Here is a 20616-nt window from a genome sequence, read left to right on the forward strand (position 1 = left end):
AACAACTTGAAAAAATGGGTATAAATATACGGAACGGTGTAAGAGCTATCTTGCAGCCGTTCCGTATTTTACTCGAATCCTGATGGAGATGGGGGATGCTTGTGGGAATATCCGGGGGTTTATCGGATGTGCGGATCGTTGTCGACGGAGACGCTTGTCCTGTCAAAAGCGAAATTGCGGATACAGCTTCCCGTTTTCAAGTTCAGGTTATTATGGTATCTTCGTATGATCATCTTATTCAGGGCAGCGGAGGCGTGACCATCGTAAAAGTGGACCGTAGCGACCAAAGCGCTGATCTCTATATTGCTAATCATATCCGTCGGGGAGACATTGTAACCACCAACGATTACGGTCTTGCAGCACTTGCTCTGGCTAAAGGCTGTGAGGTTATGTCATTTCGCGGAGCGATGTATCGAAACGATTCGATTGATTTTATGCTCGACCGCCGTCACACTTCTGCCAAGGAAAGGAAAAAAGGACGTTATGGAAAAGGTCCTAAACCGTTTACATCAGAGGATCGTGAAGTTTTTCAACATAAACTGACAAAACTTTTACTCTGCTTGCAGGAGAATGAATAACGGTATCGAATTATATTTACGTGCTAAAGAGATGAAGGTGGTTAACATGAGTGCTGGACAAGGCAACATACCGGACGATATCATTGAGTCGGTTTTACAGCATCATGATATCGTAGATACGGTAAGCAAGTACGTGCATTTGACCAAGCAGGGGAAGTATATGAAAGGTCTCTGTCCTTTTCATTCCGAAAAAACCCCTTCATTCACCGTGACACCGGATCGTCAGATTTTTTACTGCTACGGCTGCGGCGCGGGAGGCAATGCCATCAAATTTATGATGGAAATCGAAGGACTATCCTTTCCCGAAGCTGTCAGAACAATGGCGGAAGAAAGTCATATCCCTCTCGGCGAATGGCAGGGACGTGAGTCAACGCATCAGCATCCTGAGTTGGACAGGTTGCTGCAAGCGTACGAGCTAACATCTAAGATGTACCATTTTCTCCTTAAAAATACGGAGCATGGCAAACCGGCTATGGAGTATTTACGGTCACGGGGATTTACTGACAAGATCATTGATCAATTTCAAATAGGCTATGCACCTAACCGATGGGATACCATTGTCCAGTTTCTGGAGAAGCGTTCTTTCGATCCTGTTGAGATGGAAAAGGGCGGGCTTATTTCTCCCCGACATGAGGGGGATGGGTATGTGGATCGGTTCAGGGATCGCATTATGTTTCCCATTTGGAATCGAAATGGCAAAGTAATTGCCTTTGCGGGCCGTATTCTGGGTGAAGGACAGCCCAAGTATTTGAATTCACCGGAAACCAAGCTGTTCAACAAGAGCCGGACCCTGTACAATCTCCACCATGCCAAGAATTCGATTCGCAAGCTTCGCCAGAGTGTTCTTTTTGAAGGATACGGTGATGTGATCTCGGCTTGGGAAGCAGGTGTACAGAACGGGGTGGCTGCTATGGGCACAGCTTTGACGGAGCATCATGCCACGATGTTAAAGGGACTGTGCGACGAGGTCATTATTTGCTATGATGGTGACCGGGCAGGACAAGCTGCTGCGCTCAAAAATTTTCCGTTGCTGGAAAATGCGGGACTTCACGTTAAGGTAGCGCTGGTCAGCGACGGTATGGACCCGGATGATTTTATCCGGCAATACGGCGGGGAAAGGTTTCAGCGCCAAATTATCGAAAGTGCCGTTTCAACGGTGAAATTTAAGCTTATATATCTGAAAAAAAACCATATACTGCAAGAGGAAGAAGGAAGAATCGCATATTCCCGCGAAGCATTAAATGTCATTGCACCTCTGTCATCCCCGACCGAGCGGGAAGTGTATTTGCGCGAAGTATCAGCCGAAGTCAAGGTGGATTTTGAAACCTTAAAGCAAGAATGCAATTTACTCCGTCAATCCCTGCAAAAAAAACAGGACTTTGGGGATAATAACGAAAATCGGTGGAATAATGGTAGGCATAAAAAAGGGCAGGTCGTTACACCAAATCTGCTGCCGGCTTATCATGTGGCGGAACGCAGATTGCTTCACTGGATGATGCAGGATCTAGAAGCTGCACAGTATGTAGAACAGCATCTGGGGGACGCCTTTAATATTGAGGATCATGCAGCAATTGCTGCTTATCTATACGCCTATTACGCACAAGGAAAGTTACCGGATACAAGCCGCTTTATTTCATCTTTGCAAGATGATCGGCTGGAGAAAAACGTTAGCTCGATCATGATGATGGATGCTCCAGGCGTATGGGCACCGCACATTTTGGACGATTATATTCATCAAGTGCGCAAATTTCCATTGCAGGAGCAACTGGATTTGAAGAGGGAAGAAATGAGAGCCGCTGAGCGCTTAGGTGACTTTTTGCGTGCAGCACAAATTGCAAGTGAGATTATAGCCCTAGAGAGACAATGAACACACAGAGGTCGGATGTTTCTAGGGAGGAGGGAGTCGAAAGATGGCGAATGATCAGCATACTGAACTGGAGACGGAACTGACACTGGATCAGGTTAAAGATCAATTGATTGAGTTGGGTAAAAAAAGTTCCTCTCTGAACTACAAAGATATCATGGAAAAACTATCGTCGTTTGATCAGGACCCCGAGCAAATGGATGAGTTTTATGAGCAACTGGGTGACTTGGGGATTGAGGTAGTAAATGACAACGACGAAGAAGTTACCAGATTGCGTCAAAACGACGACCCGGAAAATAACGACGGGGATGACTTTAACTACGATGACGATCTGAGCCTGCCTCCCGGTATTAAAATCAATGATCCGGTCCGGATGTACCTGAAGGAAATCGGCCGTGTACCGCTTCTTTCCGCTGATGATGAGGTGGAACTGGCGAAACGGATCAACAACGGTGATGAAGAAGCCAAACGTCGACTCGCAGAGGCGAATTTGCGTCTGGTTGTAAGTATTGCCAAGCGTTATGTTGGCCGTGGAATGCTTTTCCTGGATCTGATTCAGGAAGGTAACATGGGTCTGATTAAGGCAGTAGAAAAATTTGATTACGAAAAAGGGTTTAAATTCAGTACGTATGCGACCTGGTGGATTCGTCAGGCCATTACGCGTGCCATAGCCGATCAGGCTAGAACGATTCGTATTCCCGTGCATATGGTGGAAACGATCAACAAGTTGATTCGCGTATCGCGTCAACTGTTGCAAGAGCTGGGGCGTGAACCTACGCCGGAAGAAGTGGCTGCAGAGATGGAGCTGAGTGTGGAGAAAGTTCGGGAAATTATGAAAATTGCCCAAGAACCGGTTTCATTGGAAACGCCAATTGGTGAAGAAGATGATTCACATTTGGGGGATTTCATTGAGGATCAGGAAGCGCTGGCGCCTGCGGATGCGGCTGCATATGAACTTCTGAAGGAACAGCTTGAGGATGTACTGGATACGTTGACCGAACGGGAAGAGAACGTCTTGCGTCTCCGTTTTGGTTTGGACGACGGTAGAACCAGAACCCTTGAGGAAGTGGGTAAAGTGTTCGGTGTTACACGCGAACGTATTCGTCAGATTGAGGCTAAAGCGCTGCGCAAGCTGCGCCATCCAAGCCGCAGTAAGCGACTGAAGGATTTCCTCGAATAGAAGCGTAACATTGCGGACCTTCTGCGGCTTGGAGCGCGCAGAGGGTCTTTTTTTATCCCATGGCAGCCTTGGTGGAGGGGAAAAGCTTGGACCAAGAGAAAAAACGGGCAATACTGTTACATGAAATTGAGCATTGGCGGCGAAGTCGGCTGCTCCCTGAGCAATATTGCGATTTTTTGTCTAATCTCTATCGAGAGGACGAAAATCCGTCAAAGAGCCAAAGCCACAGTAGCACCGGGCTGCTTACATATCTTAGAAACGGGCATGGAATCGCCTGGCTTCTTGGTTTTGTCATTATTTCCTGCATTTGTTTGATCGGTTTTTATTTTACCGCTTTTCCGTTGGCAATGCAAATATTCTCGGCATGTGCAGTAACCGGGATCTGCTATGGAGTAGCTGCAGTTTGGCGTTCTTCAGAAAAGAGCATGAGTGCTATGCTGAGTATCTTGGGCAGTGTGATTATGCTGGGTTCAGGGGTATGGATTATTCAGCTTCACCAGGGTGAACCCAAGTTTTGGTTTTTGGTTCTTGTCGGTCTGTGCGGGCTGGTATGGTGCCTTGTGGGCTTAACCTTGCGTATCACCTTGCTTCACTACTGTGGCTTTATTGCACTGCTTTTGGTATATGCAGTTCTTATAGGGCGTTACTGGCCTGCGGCTTCTCACGTGATGCTGGAGGGATTTTGGGTTTTGCATGCAGCATTGCTGGTATGGTTAAGCTGGTGGGTACATCGCCGCTTTTCACGTCTGGCTTCGGTCTATTTTGCTATCGGAATGACATTGGTTTTCATGCCTGAAGCAGACATGATCGTGCTGCGTCATCAAGCATCGGGTGATGTTGTATTGCACGGCTTATTGAAGTTGGCTATTGTTGTAGGGATTTTATTTTGGACTCGAAAAAAATGGATTACGTGGGTGACGTCATGAAGCTTTCTCAACGATTACAATATATTATGGAACAAATTCCTGCCGGGAGTAGATTAGCGGATATTGGCTCTGACCACGGGCTGCTCCCTGTGGCCGCGGTACGTAGCGGTCTGGTAACCCAAGCTGTGGCAGGCGAAGTCAATGATGGGCCGTTGCGTGCGGCTCAAAAGCAGGTCGCTGAAGCAGGCCTTACTGATCGCATAACCGTTAGAAAAGGCGACGGCTTGGCCGTAATTACAGCCGATGAGGTTGATGTTATTACGATAGCAGGTATGGGCGGTGCCTTAATTGCTTCCATTTTGGAGCAGGGGAAAGACAAATTGGATTCAGTGAAGCGGCTTGTTTTACAACCAAACGTAGGCGAGGATATTTTGCGCCGATGGCTGATCGAGTATCAATGGGTATTGACAGGCGAGCATATTATGGAAGAAGACGGAAAAATATATGAAGTTTTGACGGCTGTACCCCTGTCGGATAGCCCTGTGAAGCAGGACGAGCTATACCGACCGTTAGCTCTTTCCGGCAGCTCGCTAGTATTGACGCAGGAGTGGCTGGAACAGCTTGGACCGTTACTGGTAAGAGAACCTAATGAAGTATTTTTCCGTAAATGGAAGCTGGAAATTCATAAGCTCAAGAACGTGCTTGCACAGTTGGCGCGGTCAGAGCAAGAATCGGCGCAGCAAAAGCAGGAGCAATTACGTAAGCAAATTGAACAGCTAAAGGAGGTACTTGCATGTTTGCCAAAGGACAAACGGTAATTAGCTATATAGAACAGTTGGCTCCAAAATATTTGGCAGTTCCGGACGACAGAATCGGGCTTCAGCTTGGCAGTCTGCAAAAAGAGATCAAAAACATACTGGTAGCTCTTGATGTCAATGATGAGGTTGTGGAAGAGGCGATCCGTGTAAAGGCCGACCTGATTATTGCCCACCATGCTATCATATTCCGTCCACTCAAAGCATTGAATACGGATCAGCCCGCAGGCAGATTGTATGAAAAGCTGATCAAGAACGATATTGCCGTCTACATCAGCCACACGAATCTGGATACGGCAGAGGACGGTATGAATGACTGGATGGCGGAAGCCTTGGGCATTCAAAGTGAAGGTACGCTGGAGGATGTCCACACGGAGCAATTGTTCAAGCTCGTCGTTTTCGTACCGAAAACACATCATCAATGGGTGTTGGACGCTGTGTTGGGTGCGGGAGCTGGACATATCGGCAATTACAGCCATTGCAGCTTTAACATTGATGGCTATGGAACTTTCGTGCCGGGTGAAGGCACACAGCCGTTTTTGGGTGAGCCAGGCAAAATGGAACGCAGCGAAGAGGTACGCATAGAGACCGTTGTACCACAGGGTGTGCGCAATAAAGTTGTCCAGGCGATGCTCAAAGCTCATCCTTATGAAGAGGTGGCCTATGACCTGTACCATATGGATTTGCAGGGCCGCACATTTGGCTTAGGACGGGTGGGGAAGCTCAAGGAAGCCCGCACGTTACGCGAGTTTGTTAATGATGTGAAAGAAGGCTTCAACGTTGAGCATGTACGTGTTGTGGGCGACCTGGACCGTACAATCAAAAAAGCAGCCGTACTCGGAGGCTCTGGCAGCCGCTATGTGAACAAGTCGATTTTTAAAGGGGCTGACGTATTAGTAACGGGTGATATCGACTATCACACGGCTCAGGATGCCCTTATGGCTGGCATTGCCATCATTGACCCTGGTCATAACGCAGAGAAAATTATGAAGCCTAAAACCGCAGAATGGATGCGCAAACGGCTGGAAGAAGGCCGATACTCTACGGAAGTACATGTATCTGAGGTGAATACCGAGCCTTTTCAATTTTTGTAAAAGCTTAACTTCTATGAGAAGATGAAAGTGTTTTATAACTTTTAGTTCATAGAGGAGAGGTTGTATGCGAACTTTAATTGCTGATCCTGCGATCCATGCCTATCCAGGGATGGTGGCTGTTGTTACTTCCCGCCATGACGGTGTACAGAATATAATGTCCTCTGGCTGGCATACATATATCGGATCATCACCGGGCATGTATGGCATCTCGTTGCGGAAGGAAACATATTCGCATGGTCTGATTGAAAAAAGTGGAGGCTTCGGCGTTCAATTCTTGCCTGCCAACAGATCGGAATGGATTCAGGCTGTAGGTACCTTTAGCGGTAAAGATATAGATAAGTTTCAGCATTTCGGCATTGCATATGAGGATGGAACTTCTGTGGATGTCCCTGTATTGCTGGATGCTTATCTTGCTTATGAGTGTAAAGTGGTGGATATTCATACCTATGGAGATCATGATTGGATCGTCGGTGAGATACAGCAAACTTACCGGGATGATGAACTGTTTCTGGATGAAGGCATACCTGATTTTAGTAAGCTTGATATTCCGTTATACGTGGGTCGTTCTACTTATTTTGTGGCAGATGATACGTTACAAAAGAGGGTACACCCGTTTTATTTGAACAAATAAAGGAAGCTTTCTAATTTACAATATTTTTAGGGTTGTGTCGAGCGTGCGTTCCCTGTATACTATGTAATGTTGTTCGGAAAGTTTAACAGACAATCGCTGGCGGTGTGAACCGCGAGAGGAAAGTCCGGGCTCCATAGGGCAGGATGCTGGATAACGTCCAGTCAGCGCGAGTTGAAGGATAGTGCCACAGAAATGGACCGCCGATGGCCGCTTGCGGCACAGGCAAGGATGGAACCGAGGTGTAAGAGACCCCGAGGAACGCTGGTGACTTCGTTCCTGGTAAACCCCATCTGGAGCAAGACCTAATGGGACACAGCTTCTTCGCGAAGCGGCCTTAGCCCGAGGCGTGTCTAGGTTGGTCGCTGGAGCCGGATAGCAATATTCGGCCTAGATAGATGATTGTCGCTTGTAGTGGGAGGGTAGTTCCCGTCTGAACCACGAATAGCACAGAACCCGGCTTACGGAAAACTTTCCACACTGCAACACCTTAAAATGCATGATGCTAACCTTTTAAATGATTGTTTGCATGGAAAACTTGGAATCCAAATGTATTTAATGAATTATAAAAAAGGTCAAGCCATATTCCTTTGGGAATCAGGCTTGACCTTTTTTTATATACCGTATTTTACGAAGCGTACGTGTATGTTTAGGTCTATTTCATTCTGTTTTTTTATCTGCCCATTCCCTCTACCGTAAAAACGTCCAGGGATGAGGAACGTAGTCAGCGTAGCGGAGCATTTGAATCTGGAGAAGCGCAGTGTTCGCCTGAAAGCTTTCCATAGAAAAGCTCGCATCGGAAGCATAATCTGCCCCCCGGATTCCGACCTTTGTCGGAACTTATATGATAGGAATCCGAGGGCAACAGCGATCGCAAGATCAAATGATTTGCGAAGCGTTCTCGCGTGGGTGCCTGAAAACCTTCATCAGCGCACGCTTTTTTCCAATCTTTCCTCTGTATACATCTTCAATGCCCGATCCAAACGGTTAACCGCTTCAGGAAGCAGTGAAGGATCGGTATGTGTGAAGTTAACCCGCATATGATTGCTGCCACTCAGATCAGCATAAAATACTTGTCCAGGCACAAATGCGACCCCTTCCTGAATGGCCAGTTCCAGCAAGCGATCGGAACGGAAGCCTTCGGGTAAAGTGACCCACATAAACATGCCGCCAAGTGCATCATTCCACGTAATGCCTTCCCATTGACGTTCTCTCATCAGCGTTGTGAGGCGTAGCATACGAGAGTGATATTCGGTGGATACGGTACGAATATGTCCATCCAAATCAAAAAAGTCCAAGAGCTCATTTAAAGCACGTTGATCGATACTGCTGGAGTGCAGATCAGCAGACTGTTTGGCCTTCGAGACTCTATTGACAATCGCTTGATCAGCAACCAGCCATCCAGAACGAACACCAGGAGCAACAGTTTTGGAGAATGTAGAGGTGTACATGACATGACTGTCTCCACCTTGCTGCTGGTCAATGGATAAAAGGGTAGGGAAGTTAAGGTTTTCGTCAAATTTGAGACGTCCGTAAGGATCATCCTCAAAAATCAAAGTTCCGTATTTACGGCATAGCTCAACAACGCCTACTCTGCGTTCCATGCTCCATACACTCCCCGATGGGTTGGAGAAAGTTGGGATGACATACACGAATTTAGGCTGATATTCCTTGAGCTTGGCTTCAAGATCATCTAATTGCATACCGTTGGAGTCTGTATTTACACTTACAATGTTGGCGCCATAGGACTTAAACACCTGAAGAGCTGCCAAATAGGTAGGGGACTCCACCAATACAGTATTCTGCGGATCAAGCAGCACACGCGAAACCAGATCGATAGTCTGCTGTGAGCCCGTCGTCATGATGATGTTATCTCTGGTGACGGAGATGCCTTGGGATGCCATTATGGTTGTAAGGCGTTCCCGTAGAGGAATATATCCATCGGTTAGACCGTATTGAAGCGCGGTAGTACCGCCCAGACGGAATACCCGCTCATAGGCTTGAGCAACGGCTTCGATGGGAAAAAAGGCATCGGCCGGAAGACCACCTGCCAGGGATAACACGTTTGTTCCCTGGGTTAGCTTCAAAATGTCCCTTACGATGGACGAGCTCTGAGTACGAGCCATACCCGAAAATTTATATTCCAATCTAATCATCTCCTGTGTTCTATACTGTATTATGAAATTTGTTGTATTATAACAATAATGAAGTATAACAGTAAACGTCTGAATATAACAGTTGATTGGTCTAATGGAAGGCCGAAAAAATCCTGATCCCAAGAACAAATTCGACCATACAAATCACTATCACGTAAATCTTGCTATTATTCAGCGTAAGCTTGAAATGCTTGGTTTCTCGCTAGAAGGTTACACTGGTAATGATCCGGTTATCCACATGTGCATAAGAATCAGCAAAGCAAAGTTACTCACAATTCTACATGGAGCTTTCTTACAAAACCTAACACGTTATCGCTTAGACGATAATATGGCTTTGGAAATTCTAGCAGCTATGAAAAAACATAATAAACAAGCTGATTCGCCAAACATCGGACAGCTTTTGAGCACACCAAAAACGTGTCTAGATCGCCCTTCGCAGCGATCCAGACACGTCTCTCTTTTACCCTGATATGCTAATAGTGAATACTATCATGTTTTTTTCAAATAGGGACTGGTTATTTTTTTAGGATGCATGTTCAAACTGACTGTTGTATAGATCGGCATAGAAGCCGCCTTTAGTCAGCAATTCCTCATGGTTACCCGTTTCGATAATGTCACCGTCCTTCATGACCAGAATCAGATCGGCGTTCTTGATCGTCGAGAGGCGGTGGGCAATCACAAAGGAGGTTTTCCCTACAGTCAGCTGGTCCATCGCTTGTTGAATCAGCAATTCCGTACGTGTATCTACCGAGCTTGTGGCCTCATCCAGAATGAGCATGGGTGCATCTTCAATCATGGCTCTTGCAATGGTAATCAATTGCTTTTGACCGGCAGAGAGATTGGCTTTGTCGTCCAGCACCGTGTCATAGCCCTGCGGCAGTGTTTTAAGGAAGCTGTGCAGCCCCACCGCTCTACATGCGGCTTCTACCTGTTCATCGGTAACATGCTCTTTGGAAAAGACGATATTCTCACGGATCGTTCCTTCAAACAGCCAGGTATCCTGCAGCACCATACAGAATAATTCATGAATATTCGCACGTGTTAATTGGCTGATCGGGGTTCCGTCAATATAGATTTCCCCGCCGTTCAGCTCATAGAACCGCATGAGCAAATTCACGAGCGTCGTCTTACCGGCGCCTGTCGGACCAACAATGGCAATTTTCTGACCGGCTTCAGCTTTCATGGAGAAGTCTTTGATAATCATACGGTCTTCGTTATAACCGAAACGGACATGTTTGAATTCGACATCCCCTTTGGCGTTGTCCAGCTTCTTGGTCTTGTCGCTCTCATCTGCCAATTCTTCTTCACCCAGAAATTCGAATACACGTTCACTGGCGGCAGCCGCCAATTGCAGATTGGTTGCGGCCTGTGCCAGCTGTGACAAGGGCTGTGTAAACAGACGAATATACACCATGAATGCCACAATGGTTCCGATCGTTATAGCATGTTGGTTCACCAGCAAAGCGCCCACGACACAGACCGCAACATAACCGAAATTCCCGATGAACATCATGACCGGCATCATCAGGCCAGACATGAACTGGGATTTCCATGCATTTGTATATAAGCGGCTGTTAATGCCATGGAATACTTCCTTGGCTGCTTTTTCTCCGTTATATACCTTGACTACGTTATGACCAGCATAGGTTTCTTCGATATGACCGTTGATCTGGCCAAGTTCCGCTTGCTGTGCTACAAAATATTTCTGTGAATGCTTCATAATCACCGTCATCAGGGAAAAACCGATCAGCGTAGCTACAATCCCGGTAACGGTCATGATCCAGTTCGTATACAGCATCATAATCAAGGCGCCCACGAAGGTTGCCAGCGCGCTGACAAGCGTACCGAGACTGTTGTTTAACGTTTGCCCGATGGTATCGACATCGTTGGTCACACGGCTGAGCACATTACCGTAGCTCGTAGCGTCAAAATACTTCAAAGGCATATGATTGATTTTTTGGGAGAGCTCTGTCCGCATTTTCTTTGTAAGACGCTGTGACACGGTTGCCGTAATGAAGCCTTGGAAATAGTTAAAAATAAGACCAAGACCATACAAAAGCGCCAATACAAGAACAATCTTCTGGACAGCACCCACATCAATCCCTGTTACGATTCCTTTCTGGATCAGATTGGCAATATCGCTGAGCTTATCCGGGCCAATTACGTTGAAGATGGAACCTGCCAGAGCAAGCACCATAGAGAGCATAATCATAGGTATATAGGACTTGCTATAGGATAAGAGCTGTTTGAGGGTCTTTTTAAAATGATTCGCTTTTTTACCAGCATCCATGTCGCCCGCAGGATCTCCACGCAGGGGACCTCGTTGTTTCATTTTCATGCTCTGGTTGCCTTCGGTGTGTTCATTCTTATCCATGTACGAGTTCCTCCTTTGAAAGCTGCGAATAAGCGATCTCCTGATAGGTGCTGCAGTTCGCCATCAGCTCATCATGTGTGCCGCTCCCTACAATCTCACCCTGTTCCAGTACGATAATTTGGTCAGCGTCCTTAATGGTGCCTATGCGCTGAGCAACAATGAGTGTGGTAGCATGGTCGGTTTCTTTTTTGAGAGCCGAGCGCAGAATTCGGTCTGTTTTGTAGTCCAGTGCTGAAAAGGAATCATCGAAGATATAAATCTCCGGCTGACGGTAGATGGCACGAGCAATGGACAGACGCTGCTTTTGACCGCCTGATACGTTCGTTCCACCTTGTGAAATCCGTCCCTGATACTGACCGTCCATTTTTTCGACAAATTCCGTGCCTTGGGCAATCCCTACGGCTGCCTGGATGAGTTTCTCCGAAGCCTCTGCTCTTCCGTTATCACCGTACGAAACGTTGGATGCCACTGTACCGCTGAAAAGCACGGCTTTCTGAGGGACATACCCGATTTTGTTATGAAGTGCATGCTGGTTATAGTTTTTGACATTGACACCATTCACGAGCACTTCTCCCTCGGTCACATCATAGAAACGGGGAATCAGATTGATTACGCTGGTTTTACCGCTGCCAGTCGCGCCGATGAAGGCAACTGTCTCACCCCGTTTCGCCGTAAAGCTAATATCGCGAAGCACGGGCTCCTCGGCGTCCGGATATTTGAAGCTGACATTACGAAATTCCACCTGTCCCATAACGTCTTTTTCTCCAGCCGCCTCATGCCCGTTCATGATGCTGGATTGGGTGTTCAATACCTCCATGATCCGTTTGGCAGAAATCGAAGCGCGAGGCATCAGGAAGAAAATCATACTAACCATCATAAAGGCCATGACCACCTGCATCGCATAAGAGGAGAATACGACCATATTGGAGAACAGCGCAATGCGGTCCGGCACGGCCGCCCCATTAATCAGGTAAGCGCCGATGCAATAGATAGAGACACTCAGACCCGACATAATAAAGGTCATACCCGGGCCAATCATTGCCATTAACCGGTTCGCAAACAGGTTTGTATTCGTCAATTCGATGTTGGCCTGCTCAAACTTTTCCTCCTGATACTGATCTGCATTATAAGCGCGCACCACCCGAAGTCCAGTCAAATGCTCACGTGTTACCCTGTTCAGATTATCGGTGAGACGCTGGATTCGCTGGAAACTGGGGAGAGCGAAAATAACAATAACACTTAGCATCAGGATCAAAACAGCCACGGCCGCTCCTGTAGAGGCGGTCCACTGCCAGTTTTTATCTGCAATCTTCACAATAGCCCACACGGCCAAAATCGGTGCCTTGACGATCACCTGCAGTCCCAACGCAACGATCGTTTGAATCTGGGTAACATCGTTCGTGGTGCGGGTGATGAGGCTTGCCGTCGAAAAGCTGTTCATCTCTTCCATCGAAAAGGATAAGGTCTTATCAAAAACCATCGCACGCAGTCGCATGGCCAGCCCTGCCGCCACCTTCGCCGCAAAATAGCCAACAATAATAGATGCAATCATACTGCCGACTGCACACAACAGCATGTAACTGCCGGGAATCAGCAGTTCCGACATAGGCGTTCCTTCCCTTTGCAGCTTGGTCGTAATTTCCGCCATATAATCAGGCAGCTTCAGATCAAGCCAAACCTGCACAACGATGAAAGCCAGGCTGCAAAGCACGAGCATCCATTCATTTTTCTTGAGATATTTGAATATCTTTAGCATTCTGTTGCACTCCTTTTATCTGAAAATCTTAGGTGTTTGGTTCAATTTGATCACCTTCATGCGACCTGCTTAGGAATTCAACTTTTAGAGACAATAAGCTTAATGAGTCGGATAAATTCTTTGGCATCCTGTTCGTCCAGCTTGCGAAGAATGCTCTCGGTCCATGCGATTCCTTCATTATACTTATCAATCATAAATTGCTTGCCTGAATCCGTAATAAATACAATCACCTTACGTTTGTCGGTGACATCGGTACGGCGTACAACCAGACCTTTCTTCTCCAGGCTCTTCAGCGCCGTTGCTACCCGTCCTGTACTGACGGACAAGTATTCGCTCAAGTGGCCCGAAGTAACCCCGCCCTTATTGAAATTCAGACAGATGAGAATTCCCATTTCACCACGTGAGTAGTGCCCTCGCTCCTCTAATGACGGTTTGTGCTTTTTGACAATATACTCGAATAGTTCTGTCGCTAATGTCTTATAATCCAATGGTCACAACACCTTCTAGCTTTTATCTCATACTATAAGATAATAATGACGCCCGGGTAAAAAGTCAATTCGGGAAAGTATGGAATACAAGAAGCATCCAAGACCATCTTCACGGGAATACATTGAATACACAGCTTTAAATGTCATACTTGTACTTCCATCAATTTTGCCCATACAAAAAACCGCAGCCTTCCGAAACGACAGGTTACGGTTGTGTTGTGGATAGGAAACAGATAAAATCACAGGAACGTTATCATGCTTATTTTGAAAATAACTGCTCTGCGTCATCCAGCACCATATGCCGGCAATGATGCGACAGAAAATCTGAATGTCTGTCTGGATGCAAAGATGGATTTTATCATCAAGCGCAACCAGTGTCGCGAGCCTCCCGAAACCTGGCTAGCTATCGCCAAACAAAACGATATGTGCTGCGAGGAACGCGACGGCAAATGCGTTTATCTGGGATCGATAATCTGGGAAAACAAGAAGCTCGTTCGGCCGATTCGCGTCGTCTACCAAGTGATTGAATGTTATAATGGAAGCCGATGGTCAGATCCTGAAGGGACGATTCCGATGCATATTGAACTCAGCCGCAATAGCAGTGTCAAATTATATCTACAGATTGCCAAAACATTGGCGGACCGTATCCAGTCCGGACTGCTGCCTCAGGGTACAAAGCTTCCCTCTGTCCGCCATTTGTCCAGTCTGCTTTCGGTTAGCCCTGTAACTGTAAGCAAGGCGTATGCAGAGCTAGAATCCATACATCTTGTGGTGTGTACACAGGGAAAGGGATGCTATGTAGCCGAGCCTTCTGTATCCTTCGCATCGTGAGGAAGCGCTGGATTTATCTTGGCAAATGTCGCTGATAGATTACTTGCCGCGTGCACAGTTATGGAGAAACTTTAACCATAGCCGACAGGTTCCCTATTCCTTTCATATTGCCGCAGTTCAGCCAGAGCTTCTTCCCACTCGTGAAATCATTGATGATACCCAACGTTTATCCTCCGAAGATCCCGATGCGATGGCTGTTTACGGCACCTTCGAAGGGGATGTAGAACTGAGGGAAGTATTTGCAACTCACCTGAGCGAACGTGGAATCCGTACTACAGCGGAACATCTACTTGTGACAAGCGGTGCCCAGCAGGGGATTGATCTTGTGGCGCGTACGTTCGTTGGCCCCGGTGACATCGTCTTTATGGAGGCTCCTACATATACGGGTGCGATTGATGTATTTACCAGCCGTGGTGCCAAGGTGGTCATGATTCCGATGGATGAGCAGGGCATGCGCATGGATATCCTGACACGCCTCTGTGACACTCATCCTCCCAAGCTGATCTATACGATACCTACCTTTCATAATCCTACTGGAATAACCTTAACGACAGTCAGACGCATGCAACTTCTGGATCTGGCGCAAAGTTATCATTGTCTGATCGTCGAAGATGATCCGTTTTCTGATCTGTTCTACAAAACAAAGCCACCGCTTCCCATTAAGGCGCATGATCTGTCCGGACATGTGATTTATATTAAAAGCTTCAGTAAAACCGTCGCTCCCGGCTGTCGTATCGCTTGTGTAGTGGCTACAGGAAGTGTGCTGGACCGCCTTGTGGCAGCCAAGTCAACTACGGATCTGGGAAGCCCTTTGTTGACGCAAAAAGCATTGTTACCTTTCATCAGGCATCGGCTGGATAACCATTTCGTCTCGTTAAGAGATCAAATGCAGGACCGTCTGACCACTGCTTTGCACACACTCCAGCGCTTTGCCCCTGCAGAAGTCACCTGGCAAGCACCTGAGGGTGGTCTTAATATATGGATAAAACTCCCGCCTGCTGTTGATATCACAGAGCTGGGACGATTAGCTGATCGTGAAGGCATATCCTTTTTACCAGGAGGGGTATGTTATGCAGGTGGTATGGAAAGTAATCATATTCGTATTTCCTTTTCATACACGGCCAAGGACACACTCGAAGCAGGATTGCGCAAGTTATGCCGCTTGCTGGGAGAACTGCTTGACCGCTCGGTCATCATGGAACGAAGGCCTATTTTGTAAGGATATTTGCAATAGGGGTTAATCATCCAATCACAGGGAACCCCTTTGTAATATGCTGTACTAATTCACCGAAAGGAGTTGCACATTATGAGTCATTGCCCTTACGAACCTATCGTGTGCCCGCCGATGCAATTTGTAAATCATCAATTTTTCCCACAAGTCGTGCCTGTGGTTCATCCAATTGAGATTGTCAACCAAACGCACATTGTACCTGTACCCCACCATGTATTTCCAGTGGTTGTAAAGGACCCAGGTGAACCTTGCTGTCATACCCGCAGTCATACTAGCAGTAATGGCAAGCGTAAGGTACGTAGTAGCTCAAAGCGCTAAAAGTTTACAAAAAAAAGCAGCCATGGGGCGTACATGGCTTCTTTTTGCCCAAACGGAATCTTTTTTACGTTTCCAGCATCTTCAAGAGAGATTTAATCTTGTCACCCAAATGCTGTGGATACAACTGCAAAGGAACATATGGACGTTGAGCTGCTTTCAACGCCTTATATACGTCGATTTGGCCATATCCAAAATATTTGTCATGCCCTGGTGTACCCAAATCAATCACACTGTGTCTCATTAAATCCATAACCTCTTTGTTCGTCAGGTCGGGGTTGATGGAACGGACAAGGGCCGCGAGCGCTGATACATGCGGACTGGCCATCGAAGTGCCTGAGAGGGCGGCGTATTGGTTCCCTGGATACGTGCTTGCTATGCTTGCGCCGGGGGCCATAACATCAACATAATCTCCATAGTTGGAAAAAGAAGCCCGGTGCATAGACGCATCTGTGGCAGATACGGCAAATACTTCCGGATAGGCTGCGGGATAGCCTGGCCGTTCCGTATTATCATTTCCCGTGGCTGCGACTAATACAACATCCTTGTCATAGGCATATTTAATCGCATCGTGTAAAAATTCAGCTTGCGCATAATTACCGAGGCTCAGATTAATGACCTTGGCTCCATGGTCTGCAGCCCATATGATACCCTCTGCCACGGAATAAGTGGTCCCGGACCCGGATTGATCGAGTACCTTGACAGGCATGACCTTGTTATACCATGTCATGCCGGCAACTCCCTCTCCGTTGTTCACGAGCGCGGATATGATGCCGGCAACATGCGTTCCGTGACCAACGTCATCGTAAGGTTTTTCTTTCGGGCTAACTACGTTGTGTCCCGGGAGGATTTGGCCCTTCAAATCAGGATGGTCCATATCCACTCCCGTATCCACGACGGCTACGACGACATTTTTGCTGCCTTTGGATAATGCCCAGCCCCGGTTGGTTTCGGTGGCTGGCAGATTCCACTGATAGCGGGAAAAGAGCAGGTCATTCGGAATAGAGACATCCGACGCTTTTACGGGTTTTTTTTCATTCGTCAGATACATGTAGTGAGGTTCCGCATATACCGGGTTCCACTTCTGCGAGAAATATTGCTTTAGCTCTTTGAAGTTCATGTTATTCGAATGAAACACATACGTATAACCGAGCTTTCGGCCTGGTTCACAGTTCAAATCTGCTGCGATCTCGCGCAATTGCTGTTGATCAGGATTGTGGCGGAAGCGGACGACGATTTCATTCTCAAAATAATGGCTCGCATTTTCATTGTCATGACCCGTCTTGACGGTAATATCATGCAGTGTGTCGGGATGTACTGATTCGATTTTGTAGCTGCCTTCCTTCGGATAGGGGATCAGGCGCAGGTTTTTGCGCTGATGCTTTTCCACGTCATGAAGCACTTGCTGGCTGACCAGCGCGGCAACGCCGTATGTTCCGTCAGTTGCTGGCTCTGCCATGACAAAATATTTTCGACCCTCGACCTGAAAGGCTGCGGATTCGTAAGATTTGTTTTGCAGGACGGAACGGCGAGCCGCTGTCAGACTGTTTTTGACTTGAGCGTCATTAAGCAGACGGGATTGTGTCTTCCTGCCTGTGTAGGTTGTGCTCTTCGCGTCACGTGTATTGATCCACTGTAGCGTGTGAAGATGACTGTGTGACTGCTGAAACTTGCGGGCAAAATGCTTTTTCTGATCATTGGTTTTACCATTCAGTTCACGCATTACGTATTCAATATCCTGTCTGGCATCCATGCGAGTGATAGTGTCTGTAGCGGTCAAGTCCAAAGCCAACATTCCTTTTTTGAGCTGCTGTTCCTGCTGTGGCACCATTTTTGCCGTATATTCGGGCTGTGGTGTGTGGCGGTGATCTCGGGAAGGCAGCATCAGGGTGATGACAAGCACCCCGGCGGCTGCTCCGATCAGGGGTTTTAACCATTTTTGCCGAGACATGGGACCGTCCTCCTTGGGAGTTTATGAATTTATGGTTAGCGTGAGAAGGTTGGCATGTTTTTATACCTTTCAATCCTTATTTGTGTTAGGATAAATACTGAAAATTACAGCTCTTTCGGTTAGAAGGATCTATTTTCGGGTAACCAAATTGATGAACAAGCAACAAATAAGGGGGAGCTGCATTGATGTCAGCAGTCAACGTACAAAAATTATGTGAGTCGGCGCAGGAGAAACTGAAATCTGCCGTGGAACGGGTGGAAGCATTCCTTAATGAGCATACACTGCCGGAGCTGGCTGTGGATCGCAGTGAGGAGTCCGTACTCTTTTACAAAGGCTTTTTGTCTGATCTCCGCCATGTCCTTGTTTTTTCCGAAGTATCTTATGAAAAGCTGGGTGTGGCTTTGCGCCGTGCCAACTTTGACGTAGATTTTGCGGAAAAGGCATTGTATAACGTTTACCATGACTGCGTGAACAGCTTTTTTTATCCCAAAAATGAATCTTACGCAGAGGACGGACGCTACGCTTATACGGGACAAGATGCTATACGCTTCCGTAAAACGCCAGTAACGCCTGCCCGCGAAGTGATCATGGACATTACGAAAAATTTTGAAGAATTGCGCGATGATCTTGCTTATTATGAAAGTGATTATTTGACCCAGCGCCGGATGCAGACTCGTCGTACACATGCATAAGTATCTAGCCCGGTGATTTTTTCAATTAAAAACAAAAACAAATGAGACAAGCAAGTCGTTTCCTGTTTGCTTCCTGCCAGTGTGGAGGAGGTGCCGGAAACGGCTTTTTTCGTATGTCACCAACTGCCATATGCCGTGGCGCATAGGTGAACGATACCGGGGGGACAATGAATTCGAGGTGATGATCATGAGCCAAGAGGCCAAGCCAATAGTCAAATGCAGCGTAGCCAATTGTCATTATTGGGGAGAAAACAACTTGTGCAAGGCAGATTTGATCATGATAGAAATTGACAGTCACGCCGGGAAAAAATTTGATGAAGAATATGCGGGCGAAAGCTTCAGCTCAGTCGAACGTGACCAGGCTGCAACTTCTGCAGCAACCTGTTGTCACACCTTTAAACCAAAGTCTCTGTAACAATCCATCCCGCGAATCATTACGTAATTGGAGGTGCAGTGTATTATGGAAGATCATGAAACTGATAAGCATCGAGACGAAGAGAATTTTAGCCGCGAGCGTGTGGATTATCCCCGTCGTATTCAAGAACGCTCTGCCAAGCGTCGCAACCATCAAGAGGAATATGCGGCTGAGGTAGCTCCCGGCTCACCAGCCGTGACTCGGCATAAGGACAAGGATGAGCAGCATGTCATAAGCAAAAGTGGACGTATCTCAGGCTATATCGGTCTAGCCGCAGGTATTGCCGCACTGTTTATGTGGTCTATTGTGCTGGGGCCTATTGCTGCAGTGTTGGGTTTTTTTGCTTATGTAAATGGGAACAAAACAACAGGTATTTGGTCGATCGGGCTGGGTGCGCTGGCGACATTAAGCTACTTTGCTTTTATTCCGTTTGTACGTTGATTCCATGAAGGCACGAAAAACCGGGTAATTGCTTGCCTGTCCAAGTAGAAATGATTAAAGCGATCTGTCTGCATCAAGTCAGTACCATGAAGCTCCGCTGTCATTTCGACAGATACGGAGCTTTTTTTCGTTAAAAAGTATGGCAGTACATAACAAAACGTTGTATCATAAGCAGTAATGATAGACCGTTTGGGATATAACAACTAAAGAAAGTTGGGAATACCACATGCAAATAGATTCGCGCGTGTCCAAATCCATAATCGATACGCAGTTGTTGAATAATATAAGTGCTACAGCACAAACGGGAACAACGGATGCTTTTTCCGAATTGCTTGAGCAGGCAGGTCAGTTGGGGACAGATGATGCTGCAGCTCGTGTCAATTCAGGGGACGTTACAAGGGATGAAAATGGTTTGCTCTGGCTCCAATTGGGACCATCGAGAGGGGCAGCTTCGCCATTGGCGGTATATCCTGCTTCCAGCACAGCAACCGATGGACCAACCATACCTACGGCTTATGATGATCTAATTAACGAGGCCAGCAATAAATACGGGGTTCCGGTGTCGCTGATTAAAGCGGTCATTGATACGGAATCTTCGTTTAACCCGCTGGTCACTTCTTCAGCGGGAGCCAAAGGCCTTATGCAGCTTATGGATGCTACGGCCCAAGGGTTGGGCGTGAGCGATGCGTATGACCCTGCACAAAATATTGATGCCGGAGTTCGTTATTTGTCTTACCAGATCAAACGTTTTAACGGACAGGAAAATATGGCCTTGGCAGCTTATAATGCGGGGCCCGGACGGGTACAGCGTCTGGGCGTGAATAGTGACGAGCAGCTGATGGCTGTGCTGGACAAGCTTCCGGTAGAAACGCAAAAGTATATTACCAAAATTCAGAACGCACGTGAAAAATATACGATTTAAGCCCTGTAGCTTATGAAGA

General features: G+C 47.0%; 17 protein-coding genes, 1 other RNA gene and 1 pseudogene. 14 read left to right on the forward strand and 5 right to left on the reverse strand.

Features of this window, described 5'->3' with window-relative positions:
• The first annotated feature begins 95 nt into the window (after positions 1-95).
• The 8 genes from ACWXW9_RS07320 (at position 96) to rnpB (ending at position 7504) form a co-directional block, all read left to right on the forward strand.
• Positions 96-578: a YaiI/YqxD family protein gene (locus ACWXW9_RS07320; RefSeq protein ID WP_149093292.1), complete on the forward strand. Its 483-nt coding sequence runs from the start codon at positions 96-98 to the stop codon at positions 576-578.
• Positions 571-2445 (forward strand): DNA primase, encoded by a 1875-nt coding sequence (gene dnaG, locus ACWXW9_RS07325; RefSeq protein ID WP_494928870.1) that lies wholly within the window; start codon positions 571-573, stop codon positions 2443-2445. Before ACWXW9_RS07320 ends, dnaG begins: the two co-directional genes overlap by 8 nt.
• Positions 2446-2488: 43 nt before the next feature.
• Positions 2489-3622 (forward strand): RNA polymerase sigma factor RpoD, encoded by a 1134-nt coding sequence (rpoD, locus tag ACWXW9_RS07330; RefSeq protein ID WP_014282481.1) that lies wholly within the window; start codon positions 2489-2491, stop codon positions 3620-3622.
• Between the two features lie 86 nt (positions 3623-3708).
• The gene (locus tag ACWXW9_RS07335) at positions 3709-4548 is read left to right on the forward strand and encodes a hypothetical protein (RefSeq protein ID WP_494928871.1); all 840 of its coding nucleotides are present in this window, start codon (positions 3709-3711) and stop codon (positions 4546-4548) included.
• Positions 4545-5306 (forward strand): tRNA (adenine(22)-N(1))-methyltransferase, encoded by a 762-nt coding sequence (locus ACWXW9_RS07340; protein ID WP_494928985.1) that lies wholly within the window; start codon positions 4545-4547, stop codon positions 5304-5306. The genes ACWXW9_RS07335 and ACWXW9_RS07340 overlap by 4 nt, the downstream gene beginning before the upstream one ends.
• Positions 5282-6397, forward strand: a complete 1116-nt coding sequence (locus ACWXW9_RS07345; RefSeq protein ID WP_494928872.1) for a Nif3-like dinuclear metal center hexameric protein — start codon at positions 5282-5284, stop codon at positions 6395-6397. Before ACWXW9_RS07340 ends, ACWXW9_RS07345 begins: the two co-directional genes overlap by 25 nt.
• 64 nt (positions 6398-6461) lie before the next feature.
• Complete coding sequence (locus ACWXW9_RS07350) at positions 6462-7028, forward strand: flavin reductase family protein (RefSeq protein WP_494928873.1); 567 nt, start codon at positions 6462-6464, stop codon at positions 7026-7028.
• A 77-nt stretch (positions 7029-7105) separates the two neighbouring features.
• Positions 7106-7504, forward strand: an RNA gene (rnpB, locus tag ACWXW9_RS07355) — RNase P RNA component class A.
• A gap of 447 nt (positions 7505-7951) precedes the next feature.
• Here the strand turns inward: rnpB and ACWXW9_RS07360 are convergent.
• From ACWXW9_RS07360 to ACWXW9_RS07375, 4 genes are all read right to left on the reverse strand, one after another.
• On the reverse strand, positions 7952-9172 hold the full coding sequence (locus ACWXW9_RS07360) for an aminotransferase-like domain-containing protein (RefSeq protein ID WP_494928874.1): 1221 nt from the start codon (positions 9170-9172) through the stop codon (positions 7952-7954).
• Positions 9173-9704: 532 nt separating this feature from the next.
• Positions 9705-11555, reverse strand: a complete 1851-nt coding sequence (locus tag ACWXW9_RS07365; RefSeq protein ID WP_494928875.1) for an ABC transporter ATP-binding protein — start codon at positions 11553-11555, stop codon at positions 9705-9707.
• Positions 11548-13311, reverse strand: coding sequence for an ABC transporter ATP-binding protein (locus tag ACWXW9_RS07370; RefSeq protein WP_494928876.1), 1764 nt, complete (start codon positions 13309-13311; stop codon positions 11548-11550). Before ACWXW9_RS07370 ends, ACWXW9_RS07365 begins: the two co-directional genes overlap by 8 nt.
• A 77-nt stretch (positions 13312-13388) precedes the next feature.
• Positions 13389-13799: a MarR family winged helix-turn-helix transcriptional regulator gene (locus tag ACWXW9_RS07375; RefSeq protein WP_494928877.1), complete on the reverse strand. Its 411-nt coding sequence runs from the start codon at positions 13797-13799 to the stop codon at positions 13389-13391.
• A gap of 573 nt (positions 13800-14372) precedes the next feature.
• On the opposite strand from ACWXW9_RS07375, the pseudogene pdxR reads away from it, so the two are divergent.
• A pseudogene (gene pdxR, locus ACWXW9_RS07380) lies at positions 14373-15849 on the forward strand (MocR-like pyridoxine biosynthesis transcription factor PdxR).
• Positions 15850-15936: 87 nt separating this feature from the next.
• On the forward strand, positions 15937-16179 hold the full coding sequence (locus ACWXW9_RS07385; RefSeq protein WP_494928878.1) for a hypothetical protein: 243 nt from the start codon (positions 15937-15939) through the stop codon (positions 16177-16179).
• Positions 16180-16243: 64 nt separating this feature from the next.
• On the opposite strand, the gene ACWXW9_RS07390 is transcribed toward ACWXW9_RS07385, so the two are convergent.
• Positions 16244-18127 carry a S8 family peptidase gene (locus ACWXW9_RS07390; protein ID WP_494928879.1) on the reverse strand — a complete coding sequence of 628 codons (1884 nt, stop codon included), beginning with the start codon at positions 18125-18127 and terminating at the stop codon, positions 16244-16246.
• A 185-nt stretch (positions 18128-18312) separates the two neighbouring features.
• Here ACWXW9_RS07390 and ACWXW9_RS07395 point away from each other — a divergent pair, with 185 nt between their 5' ends.
• From ACWXW9_RS07395 to ACWXW9_RS07410, 4 genes are all read left to right on the forward strand, one after another.
• Positions 18313-18819, forward strand: coding sequence for a YpuI family protein (locus tag ACWXW9_RS07395; RefSeq protein WP_494928880.1), 507 nt, complete (start codon positions 18313-18315; stop codon positions 18817-18819).
• 187 nt (positions 18820-19006) lie between these two features.
• The gene (locus ACWXW9_RS07400) at positions 19007-19234 is read left to right on the forward strand and encodes a DUF1540 domain-containing protein (RefSeq protein WP_149093304.1); all 228 of its coding nucleotides are present in this window, start codon (positions 19007-19009) and stop codon (positions 19232-19234) included.
• 45 nt (positions 19235-19279) lie between these two features.
• A complete protein-coding gene (locus tag ACWXW9_RS07405; RefSeq protein WP_494928881.1) occupies positions 19280-19675 on the forward strand; it encodes a hypothetical protein in 396 nt (131 codons plus the stop codon).
• A 226-nt stretch (positions 19676-19901) separates the two neighbouring features.
• Positions 19902-20597, forward strand: a complete 696-nt coding sequence (locus ACWXW9_RS07410) for a lytic transglycosylase domain-containing protein (protein ID WP_494928882.1) — start codon at positions 19902-19904, stop codon at positions 20595-20597.
• Positions 20598-20616 lie beyond the last annotated feature (19 nt).

Source organism: Paenibacillus sp. LT-B23, from assembly GCF_059417685.1.